This is a genomic window from Brevibacterium sp. (assembly GCF_022712115.1).
In the GTDB taxonomy this organism is placed as follows: domain Bacteria; phylum Actinomycetota; class Actinomycetes; order Actinomycetales; family Brevibacteriaceae; genus Brevibacterium; species Brevibacterium salitolerans.
The window spans coordinates 1-25,696 of the sequence record NZ_JALAHB010000259.1 but is presented as its reverse complement, the minus strand read 5'-3'; the positions used below and the strand labels follow the sequence as shown (position 1 = coordinate 25,696).

General features: G+C 70.4%; 21 protein-coding genes. 7 read left to right on the top strand and 14 right to left on the bottom strand.

Features of this window, described 5'->3' with window-relative positions; translation table 11 throughout:
- Nucleotides 1-55 precede the first annotated feature (55 nt).
- From Q0A33_RS15455 to Q0A33_RS15420, 8 genes are all read right to left on the bottom strand, one after another.
- Complete coding sequence (locus tag Q0A33_RS15455; protein ID WP_291798889.1) at nt 56-1,618, bottom strand: sodium/proline symporter; 1,563 nt, start codon at nt 1,616-1,618, stop codon at nt 56-58.
- Nucleotides 1,615-1,749: a hypothetical protein gene (locus Q0A33_RS15450; protein ID WP_291798886.1), complete on the bottom strand. Its 135-nt coding sequence runs from the start codon at nt 1,747-1,749 to the stop codon at nt 1,615-1,617. Before Q0A33_RS15450 ends, Q0A33_RS15455 begins: the two co-directional genes overlap by 4 nt.
- Before the next feature lie 96 nt (nt 1,750-1,845).
- Nucleotides 1,846-2,298, bottom strand: a complete 453-nt coding sequence (locus Q0A33_RS15445) for a hotdog domain-containing protein (RefSeq protein WP_291798883.1) — start codon at nt 2,296-2,298, stop codon at nt 1,846-1,848.
- Between the two features lie 145 nt (nt 2,299-2,443).
- Nucleotides 2,444-2,743 (bottom strand): hypothetical protein, encoded by a 300-nt coding sequence (locus Q0A33_RS15440; protein WP_291798880.1) that lies wholly within the window; start codon nt 2,741-2,743, stop codon nt 2,444-2,446.
- Between the two features lie 115 nt (nt 2,744-2,858).
- Nucleotides 2,859-3,671 (bottom strand): Bax inhibitor-1/YccA family protein, encoded by an 813-nt coding sequence (locus tag Q0A33_RS15435; protein WP_291798878.1) that lies wholly within the window; start codon nt 3,669-3,671, stop codon nt 2,859-2,861.
- 174 nt (nt 3,672-3,845) lie between these two features.
- Nucleotides 3,846-5,423 (bottom strand): AbgT family transporter, encoded by a 1,578-nt coding sequence (locus Q0A33_RS15430; protein ID WP_291798874.1) that lies wholly within the window; start codon nt 5,421-5,423, stop codon nt 3,846-3,848.
- Between the two features lie 260 nt (nt 5,424-5,683).
- Nucleotides 5,684-6,769 (bottom strand): inositol-3-phosphate synthase, encoded by a 1,086-nt coding sequence (locus Q0A33_RS15425; protein WP_291798871.1) that lies wholly within the window; start codon nt 6,767-6,769, stop codon nt 5,684-5,686.
- A gap of 175 nt (nt 6,770-6,944) precedes the next feature.
- Entirely contained in the window at nt 6,945-8,546 is a 1,602-nt protein-coding gene (locus Q0A33_RS15420) for a peptide chain release factor 3 (protein WP_291798868.1), read from the bottom strand.
- 44 nt (nt 8,547-8,590) lie between these two features.
- On the opposite strand from Q0A33_RS15420, the gene Q0A33_RS15415 reads away from it, so the two are divergent.
- On the top strand, nt 8,591-8,986 hold the full coding sequence (locus Q0A33_RS15415) for a hypothetical protein (protein ID WP_291798865.1): 396 nt from the start codon (nt 8,591-8,593) through the stop codon (nt 8,984-8,986).
- 70 nt (nt 8,987-9,056) lie between these two features.
- Here the strand turns inward: Q0A33_RS15415 and Q0A33_RS15410 are convergent, their stop codons facing one another.
- From Q0A33_RS15410 to Q0A33_RS15400, 3 genes are all read right to left on the bottom strand, one after another.
- Nucleotides 9,057-10,127, bottom strand: a complete 1,071-nt coding sequence (locus Q0A33_RS15410; RefSeq protein ID WP_291798862.1) for a Fic family protein — start codon at nt 10,125-10,127, stop codon at nt 9,057-9,059.
- A gap of 265 nt (nt 10,128-10,392) precedes the next feature.
- A complete protein-coding gene (gene erm / locus Q0A33_RS15405) occupies nt 10,393-11,199 on the bottom strand; it encodes a 23S ribosomal RNA methyltransferase Erm (protein ID WP_291798859.1) in 807 nt (268 codons plus the stop codon).
- Nucleotides 11,200-11,484: 285 nt separating this feature from the next.
- Nucleotides 11,485-11,859, bottom strand: a complete 375-nt coding sequence (locus Q0A33_RS15400) for an SdpI family protein (protein ID WP_291798855.1) — start codon at nt 11,857-11,859, stop codon at nt 11,485-11,487.
- Between the two features lie 248 nt (nt 11,860-12,107).
- Between Q0A33_RS15400 and Q0A33_RS15395 the strand changes: the two genes are divergently transcribed.
- Both Q0A33_RS15395 and Q0A33_RS15390 read left to right on the top strand, forming a co-directional pair.
- Nucleotides 12,108-13,172 (top strand): alpha/beta hydrolase, encoded by a 1,065-nt coding sequence (locus Q0A33_RS15395; protein WP_291798851.1) that lies wholly within the window; start codon nt 12,108-12,110, stop codon nt 13,170-13,172.
- On the top strand, nt 13,169-14,869 hold the full coding sequence (locus Q0A33_RS15390; RefSeq protein ID WP_291798848.1) for an NAD(P)/FAD-dependent oxidoreductase: 1,701 nt from the start codon (nt 13,169-13,171) through the stop codon (nt 14,867-14,869). The genes Q0A33_RS15395 and Q0A33_RS15390 overlap by 4 nt, the downstream gene beginning before the upstream one ends.
- Nucleotides 14,870-14,875: 6 nt before the next feature.
- Here Q0A33_RS15390 and hrpA read toward each other — a convergent pair whose 3' ends face one another.
- A complete protein-coding gene (gene hrpA, locus Q0A33_RS15385; RefSeq protein ID WP_291798845.1) occupies nt 14,876-19,246 on the bottom strand; it encodes an ATP-dependent RNA helicase HrpA in 4,371 nt (1,456 codons plus the stop codon).
- A gap of 168 nt (nt 19,247-19,414) precedes the next feature.
- Here hrpA and Q0A33_RS15380 point away from each other — a divergent pair, with 168 nt between their 5' ends.
- From Q0A33_RS15380 to Q0A33_RS15365, 4 genes are all read left to right on the top strand, one after another.
- Nucleotides 19,415-20,338, top strand: a complete 924-nt coding sequence (locus Q0A33_RS15380; RefSeq protein ID WP_291798842.1) for an AEC family transporter — start codon at nt 19,415-19,417, stop codon at nt 20,336-20,338.
- A 107-nt stretch (nt 20,339-20,445) separates the two neighbouring features.
- Nucleotides 20,446-21,612 (top strand): TIGR01906 family membrane protein, encoded by a 1,167-nt coding sequence (locus Q0A33_RS15375; RefSeq protein ID WP_291798839.1) that lies wholly within the window; start codon nt 20,446-20,448, stop codon nt 21,610-21,612.
- A 267-nt stretch (nt 21,613-21,879) separates the two neighbouring features.
- Nucleotides 21,880-22,449 carry an isochorismatase family cysteine hydrolase gene (locus tag Q0A33_RS15370; RefSeq protein WP_291798836.1) on the top strand — a complete coding sequence of 190 codons (570 nt, stop codon included), beginning with the start codon at nt 21,880-21,882 and terminating at the stop codon, nt 22,447-22,449.
- Between the two features lie 78 nt (nt 22,450-22,527).
- The gene (locus Q0A33_RS15365; protein WP_291798834.1) at nt 22,528-23,181 is read left to right on the top strand and encodes a DsbA family oxidoreductase; all 654 of its coding nucleotides are present in this window, start codon (nt 22,528-22,530) and stop codon (nt 23,179-23,181) included.
- Nucleotides 23,182-23,289: 108 nt separating this feature from the next.
- Here Q0A33_RS15365 and ppk2 read toward each other — a convergent pair whose 3' ends face one another.
- Nucleotides 23,290-24,192 carry a polyphosphate kinase 2 gene (gene ppk2, locus Q0A33_RS15360; RefSeq protein ID WP_291798892.1) on the bottom strand — a complete coding sequence of 301 codons (903 nt, stop codon included), beginning with the start codon at nt 24,190-24,192 and terminating at the stop codon, nt 23,290-23,292.
- A 107-nt stretch (nt 24,193-24,299) separates the two neighbouring features.
- On the bottom strand, nt 24,300-25,592 hold the full coding sequence (locus Q0A33_RS15355) for an MFS transporter (protein WP_291798831.1): 1,293 nt from the start codon (nt 25,590-25,592) through the stop codon (nt 24,300-24,302).
- Nucleotides 25,593-25,696: the final 104 nt, after the last annotated feature.

The window sequence follows — 25,696 nt, the reverse complement described above, 5'->3', positions numbered from 1 at the left end:
GAGCGGGCCTCGGCGGCGGTGAGGACCGGCGGCAGCGCGGGGTGGCAGGCGGGCGTCACCTCTCCCGGTCCGCGGCCTCGGCACCGGAGACCGGCACCTGCGCGGCCAGCCCGCTGTTCTGCGTGACGGCGAGACGTGCCGGGATGGGGCCCACCTTGGCCGTCTCCACGACGGCCTCACGGATGTGCGCGGGCACGGGATGGGACTTCTGCGTGGCGAGCGAGACGATGATCATCGCCAGGGTCGAGGACACGATGCCCGAGCCCATCGGGTCGATGGTGGTGAGGTCCGCCAGCCCCAGGACCTCCCAGCCCACCGCCACGACGGTGCCCGTGATCATCGAGGCCAGAGCGCCCGGAGTGTTGGCCTTCTTCCACCACACCGCGCAGATGTAGGCCGGCACGAACGCCGCACCCAGCACAGTCGTGGAGAAGATCACGATCGCCGCGACGGCCGGCGGATCGTTGACGGCGACCACGTAGCCGATGATCGACAGCCCCAGGACGGTGAAGCGCGAGACCCACACGGACTGCTTCTCGGACATGTTCCGGTTGAAGAACCGCCGGTAGAGGTCCTGGCTGGCGATCGTCCCGGACTGCAGCAGCAGCGCATCGGCCGTCGACATGATCGCGGCCATGATCGCCGCCATCACGATCCCCACCGCGAACGGGGGCAGGACCGTGTCCGCCACCTCGAAGATCGCCATCTCCGGATTGGTGAGGCCGGGCACCACCAGCAGCGCCATGAGGCCGATGATGTACGGGGCGGGGATGAAGAGCAGGTTGAAGCCGGTGGCGTACATGCTCGCGGAGCGTGCCACGGACGGCTTCTTCATCGCCATGTGGCTCACGACCACGTGCGGCCAGCCCAGGTAGCCGATCGAGAAGACCAGCACCGCGCCGATGATGATCCCCCACTCATCGCCCTGGTAGCCGTCCGGGCCGAACATCGAGAGCAGGTTCGGGTTGATCTCCGCGACCTTCTCGTTGCCTGCCGTGAGGCCACCCACGGCCATCATCGTCGCGATGAAGATCCACAGCATGCCGATGAGCATGATGATCGCCTGCACGAAGTCCGTGTAGGCCACCGCGAGGTAGCCGCCCAGGAACGTGTAGAACACGATGACGCCCACCGCGATGAGCAGCGCCCATTCGTACGGGATCCCGGTGACCATCTCCAGTCCGCGGCCCCCGCCGATGAACTGGCTCATCACGTAGAAGAAGATGCAGAACACCGCGATGGGCGCGGCGATCGCGCGCGTCCACTTCGAGGGATAGCGGTGCTCGAGGTACTCGATCGAGGTGAGCGAGCCCAGCATCTGCGAGAGCTTGCGCATGCGGCGGCCGAGGATCGAGAGGTTGAGCACGCCGCCGCCGATGTCGCCCATCGCGTACCACATGCCGAAGTAGCCCTGGGTGTTGCCCAGCGAGCCCGCGCCCATGAACATGTAGCCGGACATCGAGGAGCTCTGCAGGCGCAGAGCGGTCACCGCCGGGCCCAGACTGCGTCCGCCCAGCAGGAAGCCCTCCGAGTCACCACTGCCCTTCTTCACCGACCAGACGCCGATCGCGCCCATCGCGACGAAGTAGATGATGAGGAAGACGAGTTCGACGCTCACTGCTCACCCGCCTCCTTCGCGTCCTCCCGCGACCAGTTCCGCGAGGCCCAGACGAAGATGAGCGTGTACGCCGCCCATGCGGCGGGGATACCGAAGATCACCGCAGTGGTGAAGGCAGGAAGTCCGAACATGTGAGGGACGATACACACCGGATCGTGACTCGTGGCGCACATCTCACCGTATGGTCACCGCGTCCTCCCGGGCAGCTCGCAGGAACCGCGTCTCCCTCACTGCACGGTGCGGGTGCGGCTGCGCAGGCTCTCCGGGAAGCGATCGCGGGCGTAGGTGATGCTGTCGTACCCGTGAGGTGTGGGCGCTCCGTGCTCGTCCACTCCCACGAACACGATCCTGTCGATGGAGAGGATCGTCTCCTCCGTGATGATGTTGCGGACCACGCACCGCATGGTGAGCGAGGTCCGGCCGAACGTCACGGCCTGCAGGCCGATCTCGAGGATGTCGCCGAGGATGGCCGAGGACACGAACTCGATCTCCGAGATGTACTTCGTGACGATGCGCTGATTGCCCAGCTGGATCATCGCATAGACCACGGCCTCGTCGTCGATCCACCGGAGCAGGCTGCCGCCGAACAGCGTGCCGTTCGCGTTGAGGTCCTCCGGCCGCACCCACTTGCGGGTGTGGAAGTTCATCTTCTCGAAGGATTCGGCTCCGTGCTCAGCCATGGCGGCTGCCCTCCTCGGTCGTGTGACGGTGCGCTGCAGGGAGATCCTGCCGCGGGGAGGCCCGGAGCAGCCGCACGCCGCGGGGCTCCGCGTCCGTGCGCCGCCCCGTTGCTCCGTGTCTGCGAGGATACCGCGCCGGCCCGGCTCACGGCAGTGCGCGGCGCAGCTCCCTGGCGATGTCCAGACCGCGCGCCGTGGTCGTCTCCGCCGCTCCGTACTCAGGCAGGCAGTCGGAGAGGAGCACGACCAGCTGATCGGCGAGCACCCGGTCGCCGAGGTCCGGGACGGGACGGCCCTCCGCCGTGAGGTCCGCGAGGCGGGCCAGGGCCTCCCGGACGGCCTCGCGGGCACCGCCCTCCAGGGCCGCGGTGCTGAGCCCGGAGACGCGGACGCGCAGGCGGCGGATCTCCTCGTGGAGATCCGCCGCCTGCGCGCTGCCGTCCATCAGTGTCCTTCCGAGCGTGCCGCAGCGGTCCCAGCCGCCTCCGGCACGCTCACTCCCGGCCGAGCCGACGGGCCGGACCGCGGGCCTGCGACGGCCCTGTCCGGCATGCTGCTGGTCAGTCCTGTCTGAAGTAGGAGAGGAGACGGAGGATCTCGACGTAGAGCCAGATCAGCGTCACCATGAGGGAGAAGGCGCAGATCCAGGAGTACTTCTCCGGGATGCGGTGCTTCACGCCCTCCTCGATCATGTGGAAGTCGCCCACGAGGCTGAGCGCGGCGAGCACGACGGCCGCACCGGAGATGAGGACGCCGAGGGGCATCTCGATGCCCATGACGGAGATCTCCATCGTCCGGGCATTCATCTGACCGCCGCTGAACATCGCGAAGCCAAAGTTCACGAGCGAGAACACCGCGTAGCCGCCCACCGCGAGGATGAGGAACTTCATGAAGCCCGGGCTCATGCGGATGACCCTGAACTTGAACAGCGCGAACATCACGAGGAAGACGCTGAGGGTGCCGAGCACGGCCTGCATGACGATGCCGTCGTACATCGTCTCGAAGCTCTTCGAGATGCCGCCCAGGAAGGCTCCCTGGACGACCGCGTAGGCGAGGATGAGCGGCGGGCTCGGCTCCTTCTTGAAGGCCACGACGAGGCCCAGGACCAGGCCCACGAGCATCGCCGGAAAGGCCAGGAGCGGGACGACCCAGCCGAGGACGGCGCCCGCGAGCAGGACCGCGAAGGTCATGCCCGACTTCATGAGGACGTCGTCATAGGTCAGCACGCGGTCGGAGGCGGACTGCTGCGGCTGGTACGAGGGTGCCTCGTACATGCTCTGCAGGTCCTGCGCGGACGGTGCCGGAATGCGGTTCTGCGTCTGTCCGGCCCTGATTCCCTCGTTGAGGCCGCGGCGCACGAGCGGATTGCTCATTGGGATCCTTTCCCCTGATAGGTCGTGGTCTCGATGGTGTCCATCCTAAGGACTCAACCTGAGACGGGCCCCAGGAATTCCCGCTTTCCGCACCGATCGTTTCGGAGCCGTGACCTCACCGGAGCCCGAGCCCGCAGGGCGCCCTGCGGGCGGGAGGTACCGCGCCGCGCGGCCTCAGGGTGTGTAGGCGATCGGCGAACCCGGACCCCAGGGGATGCCCAGCGCCCACCAGACGAAGAACAGGACGCCCCACAGCACCCACAGGCCGAAGCTGAGCGGGATGGTGAGCGAGAGGAGCGTGCCGATCCCGGCATCGCGCTTGTACTTCTGGATGAAGCCGAGGACCACGACGAAGAACGGGCTCATGGGCGAGATGATGTTGGTCGTGGAGTCGCCGATCCGGTAGAGCGCCTGGGTGGTCTCCGGGGAGATGCTCAGGAGCATGAACATCGGCACGAGGATGGGGCCGAGCAGGGTCCAGAGCCCGGATCCCGAGGTCACCAGCAGGGCGCCCAGCGCCACGATCAGGAAGCCGCCCAGCAGGACCACGAAGGTGTTTGCCTCGATGGACCGGAAGAACTCCGCGCCCCTGATGGCGAGGATCTGGCCCAGCGACGAGGAGTTGAACACCGCGAGGAACTGCGCGGCGGCGAAGAAGAGCACGAGCACCTGTGCGAAGGGGCGCACGCCCTCCACCATCATCTCCGGGATGTCCATGAAGCGGGTGATCGACCGGGTCACCACGCCGTAGACGATGCCCACGAGGAAGAAGCCGAATCCCACGATGGGCGCGATGCCCGCCATCAGGCCGGATTCCGGGCCGAAGGCCCCGGCCTCGTCGCGCAGGGCGGAGCCCGCCGGCAGGCAGAGCAGGACGATGAGGACGGCGCTGGCCACCAGGGTGACGCCCGCAGCCCACAGGCCGCGCTTCTCCGCGGCGGAGACGCCCTCCGCGAAGTCGACGTGCTCCGCGGAGTTCTGCAGCGCGGACTCGTCGATCGTGAGCTGCTCGCCGCGCTTGTTCAGCAGCAGCTCCGTCACGAGCGTGATCGCGGTGGCGACGACGAACATGGAGACGAAGTTGAAGAACAGGTTGGAGATCGGGCTGACGACGTAGGAGTCGTCGATGATGTGGGCGGCGGAGGTGGTGAGGCCCGCGAGGATCGCATCGTAGGCATTGACGAACGGTGCTGCTGCGTAGCCGCCGGAGACGGACGCGTAGGCGACGGCGATGCCGATGATCGGATTGCGGCCCACTGCGGCGAAGGCGACGCCGCCGAGCGGGATGACGATCATGTACGAGGCGTCCGAGGCCATCGAACCGGCAGAGCCCACGAGGGCCACGACGAAGGTGACCAGCCGCGGCGAGGCCGAGCGCAGGGTCACCTTCATGACCGTCCGGATGAGGCCGGACTGCTCAGCCACCGCGACGCCGAAGAGCACCGCGAGCACGAGGCCCAGCGGCGGGAAGTTCACGAAGTTGTCGACGATCCCGGAGAGGAAGGTGCGCAGCTCCTCCGGCGCCAGGAGGTTGGTGGGGCGGACCTCCTCCCCGTCCGCCGGGTTGATCGCGAACACGCCGGCCTCCGACAGCGCCCACGAGAGCACCATGACGACGGCGGCGAGGCCGAGGAACAGCCAGAACGGATGGGGCAGCTTGTTGCCCGCCTTCTCGATGACGATGAGGGCGCGCATGAGGAACCCGAGCTTCTCCTCCCGGGGTTCCTGCTGCTTCGCTTCTGCGATGGGCACGGGTGGCCTCCCTGTCTCCGGCCGCGCCCGTGTGCGGGTGTGCGGATCCGGGTTGGTGCTGTGTCCTTGACTGCTGCGGATGGCCGCCCGCCCATCCTGCCGGATCGAGGGGGCCGGGAGAAGAGTGTGCCCGCGATCGGCGCGTGCGGCCGCAGGGATCCCACGATGCGGACAGCGGGCCCTGCCGTCCGGCAGGGCCCGCTGTCAGGGGGAGGCGGAGCCGGCAGAGGACCGGCCGGCTCCGGCGGAGGCTGTTCCGCTCAGGCGTCGAGTTCGCCGCGGATGAAGGCCTCGACCGCGGCGTGCGCGGCATCGTCGCCCTGCTGCACCGGCGGTGACTTCATGAAGTAGGAGGAGGCGCTGATGAGCGCGCCGCCCACGCCGCGGTCGAGGCCGATCTTGGCGGCGCGGACGGCGTCGATGATCACGCCCGCGGAGTTGGGCGAGTCCCACACCTCCAGCTTGTACTCGAGCGCGACGGGGGCATCTCCGAAGTTCCGGCCCTCGAGGCGGACGAAGGCCCACTTGCGGTCGTCGAGCCACGCCACGTAGTCGCTGGGACCGATGTGGACGTCGCGCTCGGAGAGGTCGGCCGAGGTGTTCGAGGTGACGGCCTGGGTCTTCGAGATCTTCTTCGATTCGAGGCGGGTGCGCTCCAGCATGTTCTTGAAGTCCATGTTGCCGCCCACGTTGAGCTGGTACGTGCGGTCCAGCACCACGCCGCGGTCCTCGAACAGCTTCGCCATGACGCGATGGGTGATGGTCGCACCGATCTGGCTCTTGATGTCGTCGCCCACGATCGGCACGCCGGCGGCCCTGAACTTCTCGTCCCATTCCTTGGTCCCGGCGATGAAGACGGGAAGGGCGTTGACGAAGGCGACGCCGGCGTCGAGCGCGGCCTGCGCGTAGTGCTCCGTCGCCTGCTGCGAACCCACCGGGAGATAGCACACCAGCACATCCGCGCGGGCCTCGCGCAGCGCCTGCGCCACGTCGACAGGCTCCGCATCGGACTCCACGATGGTGTCGCGGTAGTACTGGCCCAGGCCGTCGAAGGTGGGGCCCCGCTGCACGCTCACCCCCGTGGGCGGGACGTCCGCGAGCTTGAGCGTGTTGTTCTCGCTGGAGACGATGGCCTCGGCGATGTCCTGACCGACCTTCTTGCCGTCCACGTCGAAGGCCGCCACGAACTGCAGATCGTTCACGTGGTAGTCGCCGAACTGCACGTGCATGAGGCCCGGGACCTTCTGGCTGGGATCCGCATCGCGGTAGTACTCCACTCCCTGGATGAGGGAGCTTGCACAGTTGCCAAGGCCGGCGATCGCGACCCGAATCGGATTTGCAGCCACAGTTAACGATTCTCCTCAAGGAATTCCATCTACGCGCGGAAGCGCACGGGCCTGGTCGTTCAGGCGCCAGTCCATAGTAGTCCGGGAGGGGGTGGGCGGCGACAGCCGCCCACTGTGGGATTGTGCACGCGGAGCCGGCTCCCCCGCGGACCCGGCGCCCCACGGACCGGACCCCTCAGCTCACGACGAGCGGCTCGAGCGTGAGCTCCGGGTGGGCGCGCTCCACGCCCTGCAGGCGCCAGCGGTCGGAGAAGAGCGCGAGCAGCTCGCCGTCGGATCGGCTGAGCACCTCCACGCTCCGCTCCCGCGCGAGCGTGGGGACGTCCTCGGCGACCGTCCGCCGTGCGAGCGAGAAGTTGAGCCTCTCCAGCGTGCTGGGCGCGTTGAACTCGTTGTTCATGCGGTCCTCGACCACCTCGAACTGCATGGGACCCACCGCGCCGAGCACGGGAGCCTGGTCGCCGCGCAGATCGCTGCGGAGCACCTGGATCACGCCTTCGTGGTCGAGCTGCTGGATGCCCCGGCGGAACTGCTTGTACTTGGAGGAGTCCTTGGCCCGGATCACCATGAAGTGCTCCGGCGAGAACGTGGGGATGGAGGGGAACTCGACCTTGCGCTCGATGTAGAGGGAGTCGCCCACGCGCAGCGCGGAGGCGTTGACGAGGCCCACCACGTCGCCGGGGAACGCCTCGTCGATGACCTCGCGATCACGGCCGAAGACCTGCTGCGCGTACTTCGTGGCGAAGGGCTTGCCCGTCGCGGCGTGCGTGACGACCATCCCGCGCTCGAACACGCCGGAGCACACCCGCACGTAGGCGAGGCGATCGCGGTGGTTGGAGTCCATGCCCGCCTGCACCTTGAACACGAACCCGGAGAACGGCGCATCGACGGGACGCGGCTCGCCGGCCGCGTCCGGACGCGCCTCGGCCGCCGGCGCGAAGTCGACGAGCGTGTCGAGGATCTTGTGCACCCCGAAGTTGAGGACGGCGGAGGCGAAGAGCACCGGCGTGGACTTTCCCTCCAGGTAGGTCGCCTCCTCGTGGTTCTGGTCCTCCATGTCCAGCAGATCGGATTCGTCTACCGCCGTCGTCCAGGCCTCGCCCTCGAGCTCCGCCGCCGTCTCCGGGGCGAAGGTCTCCTCCCCCGCGAGGTTGGCGCCGCCGTCCGTGCGGGTGTACTTCGTGTACTCCCCCGTGAGCCGGTCGAGCACTCCGCGGAAGTCCCCGGACTGGCCGACCGGCCAGGTGAGAGGAGTGGGGAGCATGCCGGTGCGCTCCTGGATCTCGTCCATGAGGGCAAGCGGCTCCATGCCGGGGCGGTCCCACTTGTTGATCACGGTGATGATGGGCACGCCGCGGTGGGCGCACACCTCGAACAGCTTCATCGTCTGGGCCTCGAGGCCCTTGGCCGCGTCCACTAGCATGACCGCGGAGTCCACGGCGGAGAGCACGCGGTACGTGTCCTCGGAGAAGTCGGCGTGGCCGGGGGTGTCGAGGAGGTTGAAGACGCAGTCGCGGTACTCGAACTGCAGGGCGGCCGAGGTGATCGAGATGCCGCGCTCCTGCTCCATCGTCATCCAGTCGGAGACGGTCGCGCGGCGTCCGGCCTTGCCGTGGACGGCGCCGGCCATGCCGATCGCGCGGGCGTGGAGGGCGAGCGCCTCCGTGAGCGTCGACTTGCCGGAGTCCGGATGCGAGATCACCGCGAACGTCCGGCGGCGGGCTGCCTGCGCGCGGACGTCGGCGGGGCTGTGCGAGGAGGAGGGACCAGAGTTCACCCGGCCATTCTAGAGGCAACCTCCGCGGCCCTTAGGCTGGGAGAGTGAGCAGACGGAAGACACACCACGACGACCAGGACGACGAGCTGACCGTCGTCGCCCGCGACCCCGGCGGCTCCGGCCGGTGGCTGCGCCTGCTCCCTCTGCTGCTGGGCGCGCTGATCGCGGGACCGTTCCTCTGGTTCTCCCTGCGCTTCAGCGTGGAGGTCGCCTCGATCGCCTCCCTCCTCATCCAGCTCGACGCGGACACGGGCACGCTCATCGGCGTGGTGCTCATGACGCTGGGCGGCTTCATCTGTCTCGTGGGAACCCTCTTCTGCCTCTTCGCCGGCTGGCGCAGGGACAGCTGGAGGTGGCGCTGGAGCTGGGCGGCGGCCGCCGTGGCCTGCGCCGCCCTCATGCCGCTGCTCGGCCTCGTGACCGGAGCCTTCTGGGAGTGAGGGATGCGGGCGACCCGCCCACGTGCAGGAGCCGCCCGCATCCATGAGCGGGGGCGCCTCGCGCGTATCCTCACAGATCGGTTCGGCGCAGACCCGCAGCGAAGCCGTCGAGCACATCAAGGATGCCGCGGTGCTGCCAGAGGCGATTCCGGCCGCGCCCGGAGCTCTCACTGAGCACCCCCCTCTCCACGAGAATGCCGAGTGCCCGCTGCACCGTCACCTGGCTGACTCCGAGCGCCTCCACGAGATAGCGCGAGTTGACCACGGGCCGCCCGAGGAGCAGCGGCAGCACCGACCACGCCACCGCCTGGGGTCGAAGCCCCTCCAGCCGCCCGCGGGAGAACTCCAACTGCTCAGCAAGGGCATCCACGAGCTCGATCCCGCGCACCGCGGAGAATCGAGCCGCATTCGCGAACGCGCGGAGAAGCGGGCCCGCGTCCCCAGCGCGATAGTCGGACAGCGCCGAGAAGTACTCTTCGACCCTCCGCAGCAGGCCCGCGGAGAGAGGTACGGTCCACCGCGTCACCACCCCGGTCGAGCGCAGCAGTGCATGCACGAGCGCGCGCCCTGTGCGTCCGTTGCCGTCTGAGAACGGATGGATGGTCTCGAACTGCGCATGCGCCACGGCCGTATGCACGAGTCCGGGAAGATCCGTTCGAGCCATGAATCGCGTGAGATCTGCAATCGCGGGTTCCACCCGGGTGTGCTGCGGGGCCACGTACTCCGCACCGCGCGGTCCCGCGCTGTCCGCGCCGCCCACCCAGACCAGCCCTGAACGAAAAGCCCCCCGTTCTCCCTCCCAGCCCTGCTGCCGCTCCATGAGCTCCCGATGCATGAGGAGAATCCCGGCTGCATCCATGGACTCCGAGAGCCGCAGTGCAGCTTCCATTGCCCGCACATTGCCGACCACCGCCGCAGCATTGCGCTTCCCGCCCTCCCCCAGCTCTGCCAGCGCCAGCTGTCGGGCAGATGTCGTGAGCTGCTCGATCCTGCTGCTGGACGCACTTTCCGTGCGCAGCAGGATCGCCGACATCGGAACGAGCTCACTGCCTCGACCGAGCTGCATCCGCGCATATCCGTCGAACTCCTTGAGCGCGAGTGACGCGTCATCGATGTCCGCTGCGATGCCTCCCGTAAGCATGGGCTGCCACCCGGCGATGCGCGCAGGGACCGCCGAGCGGTACTCCCCCGTCTGACGCGCGCACTCCGCCCGCGAATACATCTCCGGATGCCGAGGTCGCCATTCACCCGTCTCATACTCGACCGGGGGAACACGGACCACCGGAGTCCGACTCATGTGCCGCTCCTCTGACATGTGCATACTTCAGCATCCACTGGTGAACCTTCTAGGGGAAAGTGTAACTAACGAGCAGTGTGCGGATCACGTCCCTTCGCCAGGCCTCCTCTCACCGCAGCCGGGCGAACAGCACCGCCCACTGCTCCGGCGTCAGATCACGGGGCAGGGAGCTCTCGGCCGCTCCCGCCTCTGCCAGCGCGACGCGCACCTGGCGGACGGGGTGCTGCGTCGCTCGCTGCAGCACCCGCGACAGCGATCCCCCTGCGCCGGTGAAGACCCGGTGGGCGAAGGCGGCGTACTCGCCGCGCGCCTCCGCGGGCACCAGGGGTGCGGTCCGGCGACGGATCCGCAGGATGCCCCCGTCCACGCTGGGCACCGGCCGGAAGGCACGGGCGGGGACCCGCCCCACGAGGTCGAAATCGAACCACGGCCCGGCCTGGACGGACATGAGCGTGCGGCCGCCCACTCCTGCGCGCTTGCGCGCCACCTCCCACTGGAGGAGCAGCACGGCCTCGTGCCAGGACCGCAGCCGGAGCAGACGGCGCAGCACGGGAGTGGTGAGGTGGAAGGGCAGGTTGCCCACGAGCACGGGCGCGCGCAGCGGGTGCCGCATGACGTCCGCCCACTCCACCCGGACGGCGTCCGGCAGCGAGCGCCGCAGCGCTCGCACGCGGTGCTCGTCCACGTCGATCGCCGTGAGCGGCCGGTTCAGCCCTGCGAGACGGTGCGTGAGCGCACCGTCGCCGGCGCCGATCTCCAGCACGGGACCGGAGGTCTCCGCGACGAGGGAGGTCAGAGTGTCGAGGGTGGGTGTGTGGACGAGGAAGTTCTGTCCCAGCTCGTGCCTGCCGCCGTACACCGAGGCGGCGGGGCGAGGGTTGTGCGGGTTCCTGCGATGGGAGGTTCTGCGTGCCAAGGGATGCGCTCCAGGAGAGTTCCGGAGCACCTCGGAGGGCCGGTGGGTCCTGCCCGGGCCGCTCCCGTGCGCGGGAGGGCGGGGCGACGTGGTGGGCGCCTGCCGTCCGAGGTGCGATGACCTGTCGGACTCATGGCGCGCATCAGCGGATCGGGTGCGAGCGCGCCGTCAGGCGCGGCGGTCGCGGATCATGGGCGCCATGAACGGCGCAGTGCACAGTGTTCCCATGCGGGAAAGCATGGCATCTCCCGTCCTCCCGGTCAACGGCCGGAGCCGCTGCCGCTGTCAGGCGCGCGTCTCCGCCCTCCGCGCGGCGCGATTGACCGGGCGGATCGACCCGAGGACCAGGCCCACCTGCGCGAGCATCGCCCCCATGCCCGCGATGATCCCGGCCTCGCCGCCCCAGAGCAGGGCGAACAGCCCCATGAGGACGACACCGGCGCCGCCCAGGACAGCGGTCGCCTGGGCGAACGGGATCATGGCATGATGCCCGGCCCGCCAGGCCGCGTCCGAGGCCATGGTGGCCGCCGTGCGCGCTCCCACCATGCCGTTGCGCCCGAGGCGGCCCCGCGCACCCGCATACGCCGTCCACGGGACCAGCAGGCTCACCACCACCAGGCCGAAGCCCAGGCCCACGAACCCGATGAGCGCCTCCCCCACTGTCCGTCCCCCTCGTCCGCCGCTCCGAAGCCTCCGCCGCTGAGATCCACCGGCCGCGCGGGACGTCCGGCAGGGCCTCTCCCGTCATGCCCACCCTATGTGCACGTCCCGCGCGGCCGCACTCGCCGGAGATCCCCGCACCGATGGCGTGCGCCCCGCACGCACTCCTCAGCCGCCCGCGACCCACCGTGTACGGACGTCCGCAGAAAGATGTTGACGCGCACCGCAGCTCTGACCGACAGTGAGGTATGACACTCGATGCCGCATCACAGTCGCTGCTGGCTCAGCTCGCCGCCGCAGGCTCTCCTCCCGTCCACGAATCGACCCCCGCCGTCGCCCGCATGTCCGGGCCCGTGCTCGCGCAGCTCTCCGGCCCCGGGCCGGGGGTGGACGCCGTGGCCGAACACGACCTGCCGGCACCGGACGGCGGGAGCTTCCGCGTCCGCGTGCTCACTCCCCCGGGCCGGCCGGCCGCGGTCGTCGTCTACCTCCACGGCGGCGGCTGGGTGACCAGCGACATCGACTACCAGTACGACACCATGGCCCGCCAGCTCGCGCTGGCCTCGGGCACCGTCCTGGTCATGGTCAACTACCGCAAGGCACCGGAGCACCCCTTCCCCGCCGCGGTCGAGGACTCCTGGGCCGGCCTCCTCTGGGCGGACGCACATCGTGCAGAGCTCGCGGGCGCCGATGTCCCTCTCGTCATCGCCGGTGACAGCGCCGGCGGCAACCTCGCCGCCGTCATGGCACAGCGGGCCAGGGACCGCGGCGGCCCGCACCTCGCCCTCCAGCTCCTCGTCTACCCCGTCACGGACTGCGACTTCTCCCGGCCCTCCTACAACGCCCCGGAGAACCAGCTGCTCCTGAGCCGGCCGACGATGGAGTGGTTCTGGCACCACTACCTCCCGGATCCGCAGGCGCGCACGCAGCCCGATGCCTCACCGCTGCGCCATCCCGACCTGCGTGGGCTTCCCCCGGCGTACGTGCTCCTGGCCGAACACGATCCCCTCTTCGACGAAGGCCTGGACTACGCCCGCGCGCTCGAGGCCGCAGGAGTGCCGGTGGAATGCGAGACCGCGGAGGGCCAGATGCACATCTTCTTCCAGATGGCGAACCTCCTGCCGGGCTACGCGGAGGGCCTGGAGAAGGTCGCCGCCCGCATCCGGACGGTCGCAGGAGCGGAGCCGCATGCGCATCCCGAGGCGAGAACGGATCCCGAGGCCAGCCCACGGTCAGAGGCGAGCGCACACGCCCCTGCCGCACCGCAGGCGGCCACACCCCGGACAGCAGCACCCCAGGAGGCAGCACAGTGAGCACGGACTGCAGCACCGACTACGACGTCGTCATCGTGGGCGCCGGGTTCGCCGGCATGTACCAGCTCCACAGGCTCCGGGAGGCCGGCTTCCGCGTGCGCGTGTTCGACGCCGCGACCGAGGTGGGAGGCACCTGGTACTGGAACCGGTACCCGGGAGCACGGGTGGACATCGAGTCCACGCACTACTCCTACAGCTTCGACGAGGAGCTCCAGCAGGAGTGGGACTGGTCCGAACGCTATGCCGCGCAGCCGGAGATCCTCGCCTACGCTCGGCACGTGGCGGACCGCTTCGACCTGCGCCGCGACATCGCCTTCTCCACCCGCGTGGAGGGCCTCGACTGGGACGAGACGACGCAGACCTGGACGGTGCGCACCTCTCGCGCCACGGCGCAGGGAGTCCAGGGCGCTCCGGGAGCGCCGGCGGAGGAGATCCCTCACGGCGGCGGGCAGACCTGGACGGCCCGGTTCGTGGTGCTGGCCACCGGCTGCCTCTCCGTGCCGCAGCGCCCGCAGTTCCCCGGCATGGAGGACTTCGCCGGGGAGCTCTGCTACACCTCGGACTGGCCGCATGACGGGGTGGACCTCACGGGCAGACGGGTCGCGGTGATCGGCACCGGGTCCTCGGGCATCCAGACGATCACGGCCATCGCGGAGCAGACGGCGGCCCTGGAGGTCTTCCAGCGCACCCCCAACTTCGCCATCCCCGCGCACAACCGCACGCTCACGGATGAGGAGCGCGCGGCGGTGAAGCGGGACTATGCGCAGATCCGTGCAGCGGACCGGGCCTCGGGCCTGGGCTTCGCGACCTACGACGGGACCACACCCCTCACGGACCACAGCGCGGAGGAGGTGGAGCGGGAGCTGGACGCGCGCTGGGCCCGAGGCGGACTGGGCTACTCGCGCGCCTTCACGGACGTCATGACGAACGCCGAGAGCAACGAGGTGCTCGCCGAGTACGCCCGCGAGCAGATCCGCGCCCGGGTGGATGATCCCGAGCTGGCCGAGCTGCTCTCGCCGCGCAGCTACCCGCTCGCGTCCAAGCGCATGTGCGTGGACACCGGGTACTTCGAGGTCTACAACCTGCCGCATGTGCACCTGCACGACGCCTCGACCCATCCGGTGGAGCGCTTCACGGAGACCGGACTGCGCGCCGGCGGGGAGGACTTCGAGGTCGACGTCATCGTGCTCGCCACCGGCTTCGACGCCATGACGGGCGCGATCACGCAGATCGACATCACCGCCGGCGGGCTCTCACTCGCGCAGAAGTGGGAGCACGGCCCCCGCACCTACCTGGGGCTCATGACCGCGGGCTTTCCCAATCTCCTCACCGTGACGGGCCCGCAGAGCCCCTCCGTGCTCACGAACATGCTCGTCTCCATCGAGTTCCACGTCGACTGGATCACCCGTCTGCTCACGACCATGCGGGAGCGGGGGCTCACCCGCGTGGAGGCCCGGCCCGAGGCCGAGGACGGCTGGGTGCAGGTCAACAACGACATCGCAGGCGCCTCCCTCATGCCGCAGGGCGCCTCCTGGTACATGGGGGCGAACGTCCCCGGCAAGGAGCGGGTGTTCATGCCGTTCGCCGGGGGCTCGCACACCTACATCGGCCTGGTCGAGGGCTTCACCGCGGCGAACCACCACGGCTTCCGGTTCGCGGACGGCTCCGGCGAGCAGGTCCCCGTCCGCGCGGCCTGAGCGTGCTCAGAGCTTCGCCAGCGCCTTCTGCACCCGCTGCTCGGAGACCTTGCCCATGGCACCGAGCGCGGGGGCGAAGAGGCTGAGCCGCAGCTCCTCGAGGGAGAAGAGCACGCCGTGCCACCCCTCCCCCGGCTGGCTGGGAGAGGGGGTGCGCTCCACCGTCGCACCCAGGCGGGCGGCCCGCCCCAGGCGCGCCGCCTCCGGCAGTGCGCTCTGCAGCTTCCTCTCCACCGCGGCCTCCGCCGTGTGCGCCCTGTCCATGAGCTGCCGGTCCCGCGGCGGCTGGTCCACCATGGCGCGCACGCGCATGCAGGCGGCCTCCACCCACACGGGCAGGCGCAGCAGCGCGGCCTCGCTCAGCCCGGCCACGCCCTCGGCGGCGCACATCGCCTGCCGCCAGTCCCCCACGTCCGTGAGGTTGGCGAGGAGCACGAGCGAGGACGAGGACGTCACCAGCTTGTCCAGCACAGTGGCCCGTTCCAGAGCCTTCACCAGGGCGGGCAGCAGGACGTCCATCCGCTGCGGCAGCCCCGCCTGGGCGGCACGGGCGAGCGCGTCCGCATCCGGCGCCTGACCGGACTCCGGGCCCTCACCCGGGAGCATCCGCCCGTCCGGGCCCACGCCCGCCGCGACCAGCTCCCCGCGGGCGGCCACGCGCAGGACCGCCTGCAGCAGGGCGTCGGTGCGCTTCTGGTGTGCGGCGAGCACCAGCTTCTCCTGCGTGGAGAGGTGCTCCTTCACATAGCCGAGCACCGCGCCCGCCCCCGCGACCACGGCATCGACGAGATCCTCGCGGCTGGGAGCCTCCGGCGCCTGTCCCCGGCCCCTGCCGGGCAGCCGCGCAGACGGCGAGCCCGAGGCCGTTCCTCCTCCGGCCGCACCGTCCGCGCGTGCTCCTGCGCGGCCGGCACCGGTGCCCTGCGCCCCGCCCGGTGCCGCCGCACGGGGGCCGCCGGAGCTCTTCTCCTGCTCCCGCTTCTCCGCGCGCCGGCGCCGCTGCTCCTGCTGCAGCTGTGCGAGGTCGAAGGACTCCGTCAGCCGACGCGAGCCGCGCATGTGTCGGAACCGCATGCGCAGGTGGCTGGGCACCCGCCCGAGGTCGAAGTCGGTCGCGGTGACCGTGATGGGGTTCCGGTCCTCCAGGCGCCCACCGCCGGCACGGGCGGTGAGCTCCGCGGCGAGTACCTCCGGCAGGCTGCCCCGGCCCTCCTCCCCGGCGGCGCGCAGGGAGCCGAGGATGTCCCGCGCCACGTCCGGGGCAGGGACGAAGTAGGTCCGCTTCGCCTTGGGCAGCGAGCGGATGAGGGCGGAGACGTACTCCTCGCGCAGTCCCGGCACCTGCCAGGAGAAGGCCTGCGGATCGGCGCGCTCCAGGTCCCTCACCTGGATCTCGGCCGTCACCCCGTCGCCCTCCGTCCCCGGCTCGAACGAGTACCGCAGCTCGGCCCGGGCCTCGGCCTCGGTCTCCTCCCGCGCGGGCAGGGCCCAGTGCGTGGGGTAGAGGCGGGCGAGCTCGGCGGTCCGGTCCTCCGCCCCCTCCGCCAGCAGCGTGCTCAGGGGCACGTCCAGGAACCCGGGGTCCTCGCGGCGCTTCTTCCGCCACCAGCCGGTGAACTCGCTCGCCGTCGCGATGTCCTCCGGCACCCTCTCCGCGTAGAAGGCGAGGAGCGCGTCCTCGCCCTCGAGCACACGGCGGTCCCGGGTGCGGGAGGCGAACTCCTCCGCCTCGGCCAGCGTCGCGGCATTGGCCTGCTGGAAGGCGTGCTGCTCGCGCCACTCCCCCTGCACCAGGGCATGGCGGAGGAAGAGCTCCCGCGCGTGCTCACGGTCGATCCGCGTGAGGCTCACGGAGCGGTCCGAGTAGAGCGTCACACCGTAGAGGGTGGCCTTCTCCTGCGCCACGGCCTGCCCGGCGCTGCGCGACCAGTGCGGGTCCGCATGGGTGCGCTTGACGAGATCCCCGGCCGCGGCCACCGCCCAGTCCGGATCCGCCGCCGCGACGGTGCGCGCCCAGAGGCGGGAGGTCTCCACGAGTTCGGCGGCCATGACGAAGTCCGGCTTGCGCTTGAACAGGCCGGACCCGGGGAAGATCGCGAACCTCGCACCGCGGGCGCCGGCGTACTCCCGGCCGTCCGGGGTCTTCTGGCCGATCATCGAGAGCAGGCCCGTGATGAGCGAGCGGTGGATCGCCTCGCCGGGATCGTCGGAATCCGCACGCCACTCCACCTGTCCCAGCTGGATGCCCGCGCGCCCGGCGAGCGCGCGCAGCTGGGAGACGAGGTCCTGCCACTCGCGGATCCGCACGTAGTTGAGGAACTCGGCCCGCAGAGTCCGGCGGAACTTGGAGCCGGAGAGCTCCTGCGACTGCGTGCGGACGTAGTTCCACAGCGTGAGGAAGGAGAGGAAGTCGCTCGAGGCGTGCGTGAAGCGGGCGTGCGAGGCGTCCGCCTCCCCGCGCTGTTCGGCAGGACGTTCGCGCGGATCCTGGACGGAGAGTGCGGCGACGATCACCGCCACCTCCGCGCCGCAGCCGTTCTCCGCACCGGCGAGCACCATGCGCGCCAGGCGGGGGTCGATGGGCAGGGCGGCGAGCTTCCGGCCGATCCCGGTGACGGCGAGCCGGCCGTCCCGGTGCGACTTCAGCGCACCCAGCTCCCCGAGCAGGGCGCGCCCGTCCCGCACGGCGCGGGGGTCCGGCGGGGTGAGGAAGGGGAACTCGGCCGCCTCGGCCTCCGTGTGCGCGAACCCGAGCGTCACCATCTGGAGGATCACGCTGGCGAGGTTGGTGCGCAGGATCTCCGGGTCCGTGAACTCCGGACGGGACTCGAAGTCCGCCTGCGAGTACAGCCGGATGCAGATGCCCTCGCTCGTGCGCCCGGAACGGCCCTTGCGCTGGTTCGCGCTCGCCTGGCTGATGGGCTCGACGGGCAGCCGCTGGACCTTGGTCCGGTTCGAGTACCGGGAGATGCGGGCCACGCCCGTGTCGATGACGTAGCGGATGCCCGGCACCGTCAGCGAGGTCTCCGCGACGTTGGTCGCCAGCACCACGCGCGGGCGGGAGTGCGGAGCGAAGACGCGCTGCTGCTCCGCGGAGCTCAGCCGTGCGAACAGCGGCACGATCTCCCAGTCCGGGTACCGCCGGTTCCGGCCCCGGGTGCGGGTCACATGGTCGCTGAGCGCGTCCGCGGCATCGCGGATCTCCCGCTCGCCGGAGAGGAACACGAGGATGTCCCCCTCCGCCTCCGCGGAGAGCTCGTCCACGGCCTCGACGATCCCCTCGACCTGGTCCTTGGGCTCGCGCCGTGCCGGCGTGCGGGGGCTGCGTGCTGGCGTACGGGGGCCGGGTGCGGAGCTGCGGGTGCCCTGCTGTGCACCGCCGGTCTCCTCGGCCTCGAGCGCGCGGAGTTCTGCCAGCAGTGCGGCCTCCTCCGGGTCCAGTCCCTCCGCGGCGGGGTCCGGTGCCGCCGCAGAGGCATCCGCGCCCTCCGCCGAGGCGCCCGCGTCCGGCCCGCTCTCCTCGGCCGGGTCGAGCGGACGGTAGCGGACCTCCACCGGGTAGGTCCGGCCGGAGACGGAGATGATGGGCGCGTCCCCGAAGTGCTCGCTGAACGCCTCCGGGTTGATGGTCGCTGAGGTGATGATCACCTTGAGGTCCTCACGCTGCGGCAGGAGCCGGGTGAGGAAGCCGATGATGAAGTCGATGTTGAGGCTGCGCTCGTGCGCCTCGTCGATGATGAGGACCTCGTAGTCGCGCAGCATCCGGTCGTGGCGCAGCTCGGAGAGCAGGATGCCGTCCGTCATCACCTTCACGCGCGTGCGGTCGGCCACCTGCGAGGTGAAGCGGACCTGGTAGCCCACCGTCTCGCCCAGCTCCTCCCCCATCTCGTCCGCGAGCCTCGCCGCGACGGACCGTGCGGCGATGCGGCGCGGCTGGGTGTGGCCGATCATGCCCTCGACGCCGAGGCCCAGCTCCAGGCAGATCTTGGGGATCTGCGTGGTCTTCCCCGAACCCGTCTCGCCGGCGATGACGACGACCTGGTGGTCGCGGATCGCCTCGGCGATCTCCTCCCGGTGCTCGACGACCGGCAGCTCGGGCGGGTACTCCAGGAGCGGTTCCTGCGCCGCTCGGGCCTCCCGGCGCAGCGCGCGCCGGGTCTCGTGCTGTGCGGCTGAGGGGGAGGTGCCGCGGGCGGATCCGCTGCGGCCCCTGCCGCCCTGCCCCTCGCCGCCCGGTCCGCGACCCGCGGTGCCGGCTCCGCGAGCGGAGCGGCCTGCGCGGCTGCTCTCGTCCCCGGATCCGCGCTGGGAGCCTCCTCGGCCTCGGCGGCGGTTCTTCCTCCGGCCCTCTGCGGGGCCCGTCTGCTCGTCGCTCATCGCGCACACACGGCTACCGGCCCGCACACCGGCGTACAGTCGCAGTGGCCCGGCCACACGCATCGGCCTCCGCTGCACGTCACAGGCGGGCACACGGGTGGGCCGGCGGGGAGATGCACCTCAGCCACGGGCAGACGACTTCGGAACGGGTACGGGAGGGACAGAGCGGTGCTGGCGGTGTTCGAGGGCTTCGGCGTCATCGCCGTCATCGTCCTCACCGGGTTCCTGGCCGGGAAGTTCGATCTCCTGGGCCCGCACGGCCAGCAGGTGCTCGCGAAGATCGTCTTCTACATCGCCACCCCCACCCTGCTGTTCACCACCATCGCGACGACGGACCTGGAGTTCATCTTCTCGTCCCAGCTGCTGGCGACGGGAGGGTCCGCGGCGGTCTGCGCGCTCCTCCTCTTCTGCCTCGTCCGCTTCGCACGCCGCGGCACAGCGCGAGAGGCCCTGTTCAGCGGGTGGGCCGTGAGCTACGTGAACATCGGGAACCTGGGCATACCCATCGCCGCCTACGTCCTCCACGACATCAGCTATGTGGCGCCCGTCCTCCTCTTCCAGCTGCTGATCCTCGCTCCCATCGGGATGGCGATCCTCGACGCCACCGGTCCCGGCGGAGCGCGCCACTGGTGGTCGCCGCTGCTGTCGATCGTGCGCAATCCCATCGTGATCGGCAGCGTGCTGGGCATCGCGGCCTCCGGCACGGGTCTCACCCTCCCGCCGGTGCTCTTCGATCCGCTGGAGATGATGGGGGCGATGTCCGTGCCCGGTGCCCTGCTCACGTTCGGGCTCAGCTTCCGCGACGGCTGGAGCCTGCCGGTGAAGGGCACGCGTGCGCACCTCACTCTCATCACGGTCGTGAAGCTCGTGGTGCAGCCGGCGATCGCCTGGGCCGTGGGCGGGCCGCTGCTGGGCTGGGACGGTGTGGACCTGCTCGCGATCGTCATCACCTCCGCGCTGCCCACGGCGCAGAACGTCTTCATCTACTCGATGCAGTACAAGCAGTCGGAGGGCTTGGTGCGCGATGCGGTCTTCATCACCACGATCCTCTCCGTGCCGGCGCTGATACTCGTCTCCGTGCTGCTCGGCTAGCGCATGACGCGCCTCCGTCCTGCTCCGCAGCCGGGTGCGTCCGCGAGATCCGCCGCCGTGGGCGTGTCCTCCCCGCTCCGGCCGGGCCTCTGAAGAACAATGACAGCGTGACTCCAGACGATCCGCACGAGCCCGAGGACCTCCTGTCCCGCAGGCTGAGCTCCCAGCCGGAGGGCGACGAGCCCACCGCCGCGCAGCTCGCCGCGCCCGCCGAGGACGATGCAGCGCCCGAACGGGCCGACGACGGCACCGAGGCCGCGGAGACGGCAGGCAGCGGCACAGAGCTCGAGGACACGCAGGTGTTCGACCCGTTCGACGAGCCCGGCGCCGGGTCCAAGCCCGCCCTCATCTCGGAGGAGGAGTGGGCCCTCATCGGTGCCGGCACCGCCGCCGGCGCACCGACGGTCGCCTCGCAGACGCCCGCCGCCGCGGAGACCACCGCCTCGGAGACCACCCGCACGGAGACCGCGTCCGCGCAGACCGCACCCGCGAAGCCCACCCGTGCGGAGCGGCGAGCCGCGAAGCGCGCGGCGAAGCTCGACGCGGACCGGGAGGAGGCCGCGGCCTTCGCCGCGGACGCGGGCGCGGAGGACCGCCGCCGCAATCCCCTCGACATCGTGGGTGCCGTGTGGATCGCGCTCTCCCTCCCGTTCATCATCGCCGCACTCGCGGTCCGCGTGGTGGCCTCGGGCACCTTCCTCAAGTGGACCTACTTCTGGCGTCCCGGCTTCCCGGAGGACCAGTACGGCTTCACCGCGGAGGACCGCCTCCACTACGGCTCCTACACGGTGGACTACCTCTACAACCTCGATTCGGCGCGGTATCTGGGGGACGTCGTCACCCCGGACGGCGTGCCGGTGTTCACCGCCGGCGAGCTGGCGCACATGGCGGACGTGAAGGCGCTCATCGGGCTGCTCACGCTCATCGCGATCATCGCGGCGATCGGCACCATCCTCCTGGGCCTGTACAAGTGCAGGGCCGGCGGCAGCGGCATGCGCGGGAGCCTGCGCGCCGGCGCGATCCTCACCGTCGCACTGTTCGCCGTGCTGGGAGTGCTCGGCGCACTGGGCTGGGACAGGTTCTTCACCGGGTTCCACGAGGTCTTCTTCGCGGAGGGCACCTGGACGTTCTACCTCGACGACTCGCTCATCCGCCTGTTCCCACCGCAGTTCTGGGTGGACGCGGGTGTGGGCGCCGGCGTCATCGCGCTCGTCCTCTGCGCCTTCGCCTTCGGGATCAGCTTCGTGGGTCGCTCCCGGAGAGCCCGGGCCTGACGCCCCGGCGCCCGCACCGTCCCGCCGCACGCGTGCCGGGACGCGGCCGCCGTCGCACAGATGTGGGGCCGGGCGAGGTTTCCCCTCTCGCCCGGCCTCAGTTCTTTTCTCCGCCGCACGGGCAGAGTCCTCACAGCGGCCCGCTCCCCGGCCTCGGCCCCGGTCTTTTCTCCGCCGCACGGGCAGGGTCCTCACAGCAGCTCGCTCCCCGGCCTCGGCCCCGGTCTTTTCTCCGCCGCACGGGCGCTTCCGCTCTACCATGAGGGCATGGACTTCAGACGCGACGCCCTGCTGCTGGTGGACCTCCAGATCGCCTTCTTCGAGAACCCGGGCCTGGCGGATGAGCGGGCCGCGGTGGTCTCGGCCGCGAACGCGCTCGCGGATGCGGCACGTGCGCACGATGTCCCGATCTTCCTCATCACCACCGAGCACAGCCGCGACCGTTCCACCTGGACCCTCAACATGCTCGACGACGACCAGGGCTTCCTCTTCCACGGCGACGATTCGACCGCGGTGGTCGAGGACCTCGTGACGGAGGGCATGACGCGGGTGGAGAAGACCCGCGACAGCGCGTGGTTCGGCACGGATCTGTCGCTGCGGCTGCGGAACCTGTGCGTGGGCCGCATCGTCCTGGCAGGGGTCTCCACGCACGGCTGCATCGCGCAGACCACACGGGACGCCTACGCCCACAACGTCCGCACGACCCTCGTCACAGATGCGATCGCGGACGAGCGCCGCGACTACCACGAGACGATGATCGCGCAGCTGGCCGAGGACCGGCAGGCGGACCTGCGCACCGTCGCGCAGGTCAGGCGGGAGTGGGCGCAGGGACGGTGAACGCGGGGAACCGCACCGGCTCCGGCGAGCGATCAGGATGGCGGGGAATGCCGTCCGCGAAAGCGGCGTTCCCCTGAGGTGAACATCGACATCTGGTCAGACATCGCCTGCCCCTGGTGCTACATCGGCAAGCGCCGCTTCGAGAAGGCCCTCGCTGCCTTTCCCCATCGCGACGAGGTCACGGTCGCCTGGCACTCCTTCCAGCTCGACCCCTCGCTGCCTGCGCACTACGACGGCACCGAGGCGCAGTACCTCTCCACCCGCAAGGGGATGCCCGAGGAGCAGGTCCGCCAGATGTTCGCCCACGTGCGCGAACAGGCGGCCGGGGAAGGGCTCGACTACGACTTCGACTCCCTCGTGGTGGCGAACTCCGTGCGCGGCCACCAGCTGCTGCACCTCGCCAAGGAGCAGGGCCTCGCCGGCGAGGTGAAGGAGGCGCTGCTCAGCGCCCACTTCGAGCACGGCACGGACATCGGGGACACCGAGGCGCTCGTGCGGATCGGCGTCCGCGCAGGCCTCGACGAACAGACTGTCCGCGACGAGCTGGTCTCGGGCTCCCGCATCCGTGCGGTCGAGGCGGACATCGACGAGGCAGCGGCGCTCGGCATCCGCTCGGTGCCGACCTTCGTGCTCGACATGACCTTCGCCGTCTCCGGCGCTCAGCCCGTCGAGGTCTTCACCGCGGCGCTCGACCGCGCCTGGCAGGCCTCACACGAGGACGCCCGGAAGTGAGATCCCGCCGGACGCCATGACGTTTCGCACCTTTCAACGGTGTGCACGCATGGGCACACCGTTGAAAGGTGCGAAACGTCGCGACGTGTGCCCTCGCCGCCGGGGAGCTCAGTCGTCGACCGCGTCCCGGCCGCGCTTCACCAGCAGCTCGTCCGCCGGGTAGACCACGGAGTCGTCGCGCCCCTCGTACTCGAACTGGTTGAGGAAGTAGCGCAGGGCGTTGAGCCGCGCACGCTTCTTGTCGTTGGACTTGATCGTGATCCACGGGGCGAAGTCCGTGTCCGTGCGCAGGAACGTCTGCTCCTTGGCGGCGGTGTAGTCCTCCCACCGGTCCAGGGACTCGAGGTCCATGGGCGAGAGCTTCCACTGGCGCACCGGGTCGATCTGCCGGATCGCGAAGCGCGTGCGCTGCTCCGCCTGGGTGACGGAGAACCAGAACTTGGTGACGTGGATGCCGGAGTCGATGAGCATCTTCTCGAACAGCGGCGCCTGCTCCATGAAGGTCTCGTACTCCGCGTCCGTGCAGAAGCCCATGACGCGCTCCACGTTCGCCCGGTTGTACCAGGAGCGATCGAACATCACGATCTCGCCGCTGGTGGGCAGATGCTGGACGTACCGCTGGAAGTACCACTGCCCCAGTTCCACGGAGGACGGCTTCCCCAGCGCCACCACCCTCGCCGCACGCGGGTTGAGGTGTTCCGTGAACCGCTTGATGGTGCCGCCCTTGCCTGCGGCGTCCCGGCCCTCGAACACGATGACGTGCTTGAGGTCCTCGTCCTGCGCCCAGTACTGGAACTTCAGCAGCTCCACCTGCAGGCGGTACTTCTCGAGCTCATAGGCCTCACGGTCCATGCGCTCTTCGTAGGGATACCCCTCGCGCCACGTCTCCACCGCACGGCCGCCCGGATCGATGAGGTCCGGATCGTGGGTGTGCCCGTCTGCGACGTGGTATCCCTCCAGGTGAAGCCGGTCGATGTACTCCCGGAGGTTCTCCCGCTGCCGGGGATGCATGTTGTCCATTGACCGTCCTTCACGTGTTCCTGCAGGTTTCCGAGACTAGCCGCCCGAGGTGAGCGTCCGGTGAATCGCGTCCGCCCCGGCGATGAACCGGCGAACGCTCAGTCCCGCTCCACGTCCTTGCGCGGCACCAGGAGCGAGGCGACCACCGGGACGCCGGCCACGCACGCGAGCGCCAGCGGGTAGCCGGCCGCCGTGACGAGGGCGCCCACCACGGGGCCCACGCCGGAGGAGACGAGATGCTGACCGGTGTTCTGGATCCCCAGCGCCTTGCCGGACCAGCGGCTGCCCGCGGCCTCGGCGATGGAGGTGAAGGCGAGGCCGTTGTCCGCGACCGAGGCCGCGGAGGCGAGCACCAGCACCACCGCACCCAGCACGGGCATCACGCCCAGGCTGGTCGCGGCGACGGCCCCGGTGAGGACCGCGGCGGCGAGGGCGACGATACGCAGCACGAACATGCGCGAGGGCGCCCGGTCGCTGAGGCCGCCCATGACGATGCGCCCGGCCGCACCCACGAGCTGCGCGACGCCCACCACCAGGCCGGCCGTGTGCGCCTCCATCCGCTGCACGTCCATGAGCCACACCAGTCCGTAGGTCATGAAGGTGAACTGCGGGATGACGAGGAGCGCGGAGACCGCATGGATCCGGAGGAGGAAGGAATCGCCGCGATACGGGTTGACCGAGGAGGGCGCACCGGTGGGCAGGTCGTCCGGATCCTCCACCTCGGCGCGCGCGGGCCGCGGAGGATCGACCACGCCCGCCCAGCAGGCCGCACCGGAGACGGCGGCCAGCACGGCGGCGAGGACGAGGAAGCCGGTGATCCCCCACAGCGCCGCCACAGCGGGCACCGTCACGGCGGCGATGCCTGTGCCGAGGGGCTGGGACATCTGCCGGATCCCCATCGCCAGACCGCGCCGCTCCCGGGAGAACCAGCCCGCGACCACCCGCCCGGTCGCCGAGTTCACACTCGCGCAGGCCGCGCCGGCGAGAGCGAGCAGACAGATGAGCGACAGCGGGTGTGCGAGCATCCCTGCACGGGAGAGCACGACGCCCAGCCCTGTGATCGCGGCCGCGCCGAGGAGACCGGCGGAGATGACGAGCCGCTCCCCGCGGCGGTCCGCGAGCGCGCCCCACGCCACGAGGGTGAGCACCATGCCGAAGCTGGTGGAGGCCGCTGCGGTGCCGGCGAGGGTGAGGGAGTAGCCGGCGTCCCGCAGGAGCGGGATGAGGAAGGAGGGCCCCACGAGGACGATCGTCGCCGTCGTCTGCCCCAGCACGCCCAGCGCCAGGCCGCGCCAGCCCAGGATCCGCCTGCGACGCGCGTCCGGGGGCGGACCGGCGCCGTCTCCTCTCCGGGACCGGTCAGGCGGTGGAGCGGAGGAAGCGGGCGACATGCGTGCAGACTACGCCCGCGACCAGGATCCGGGAACGATCTTCTCGCCAGGCAGGACGCCCAAGCGGCCCGTCACGCGGACAGCAGAGTCCCGCGGGCGTGGTC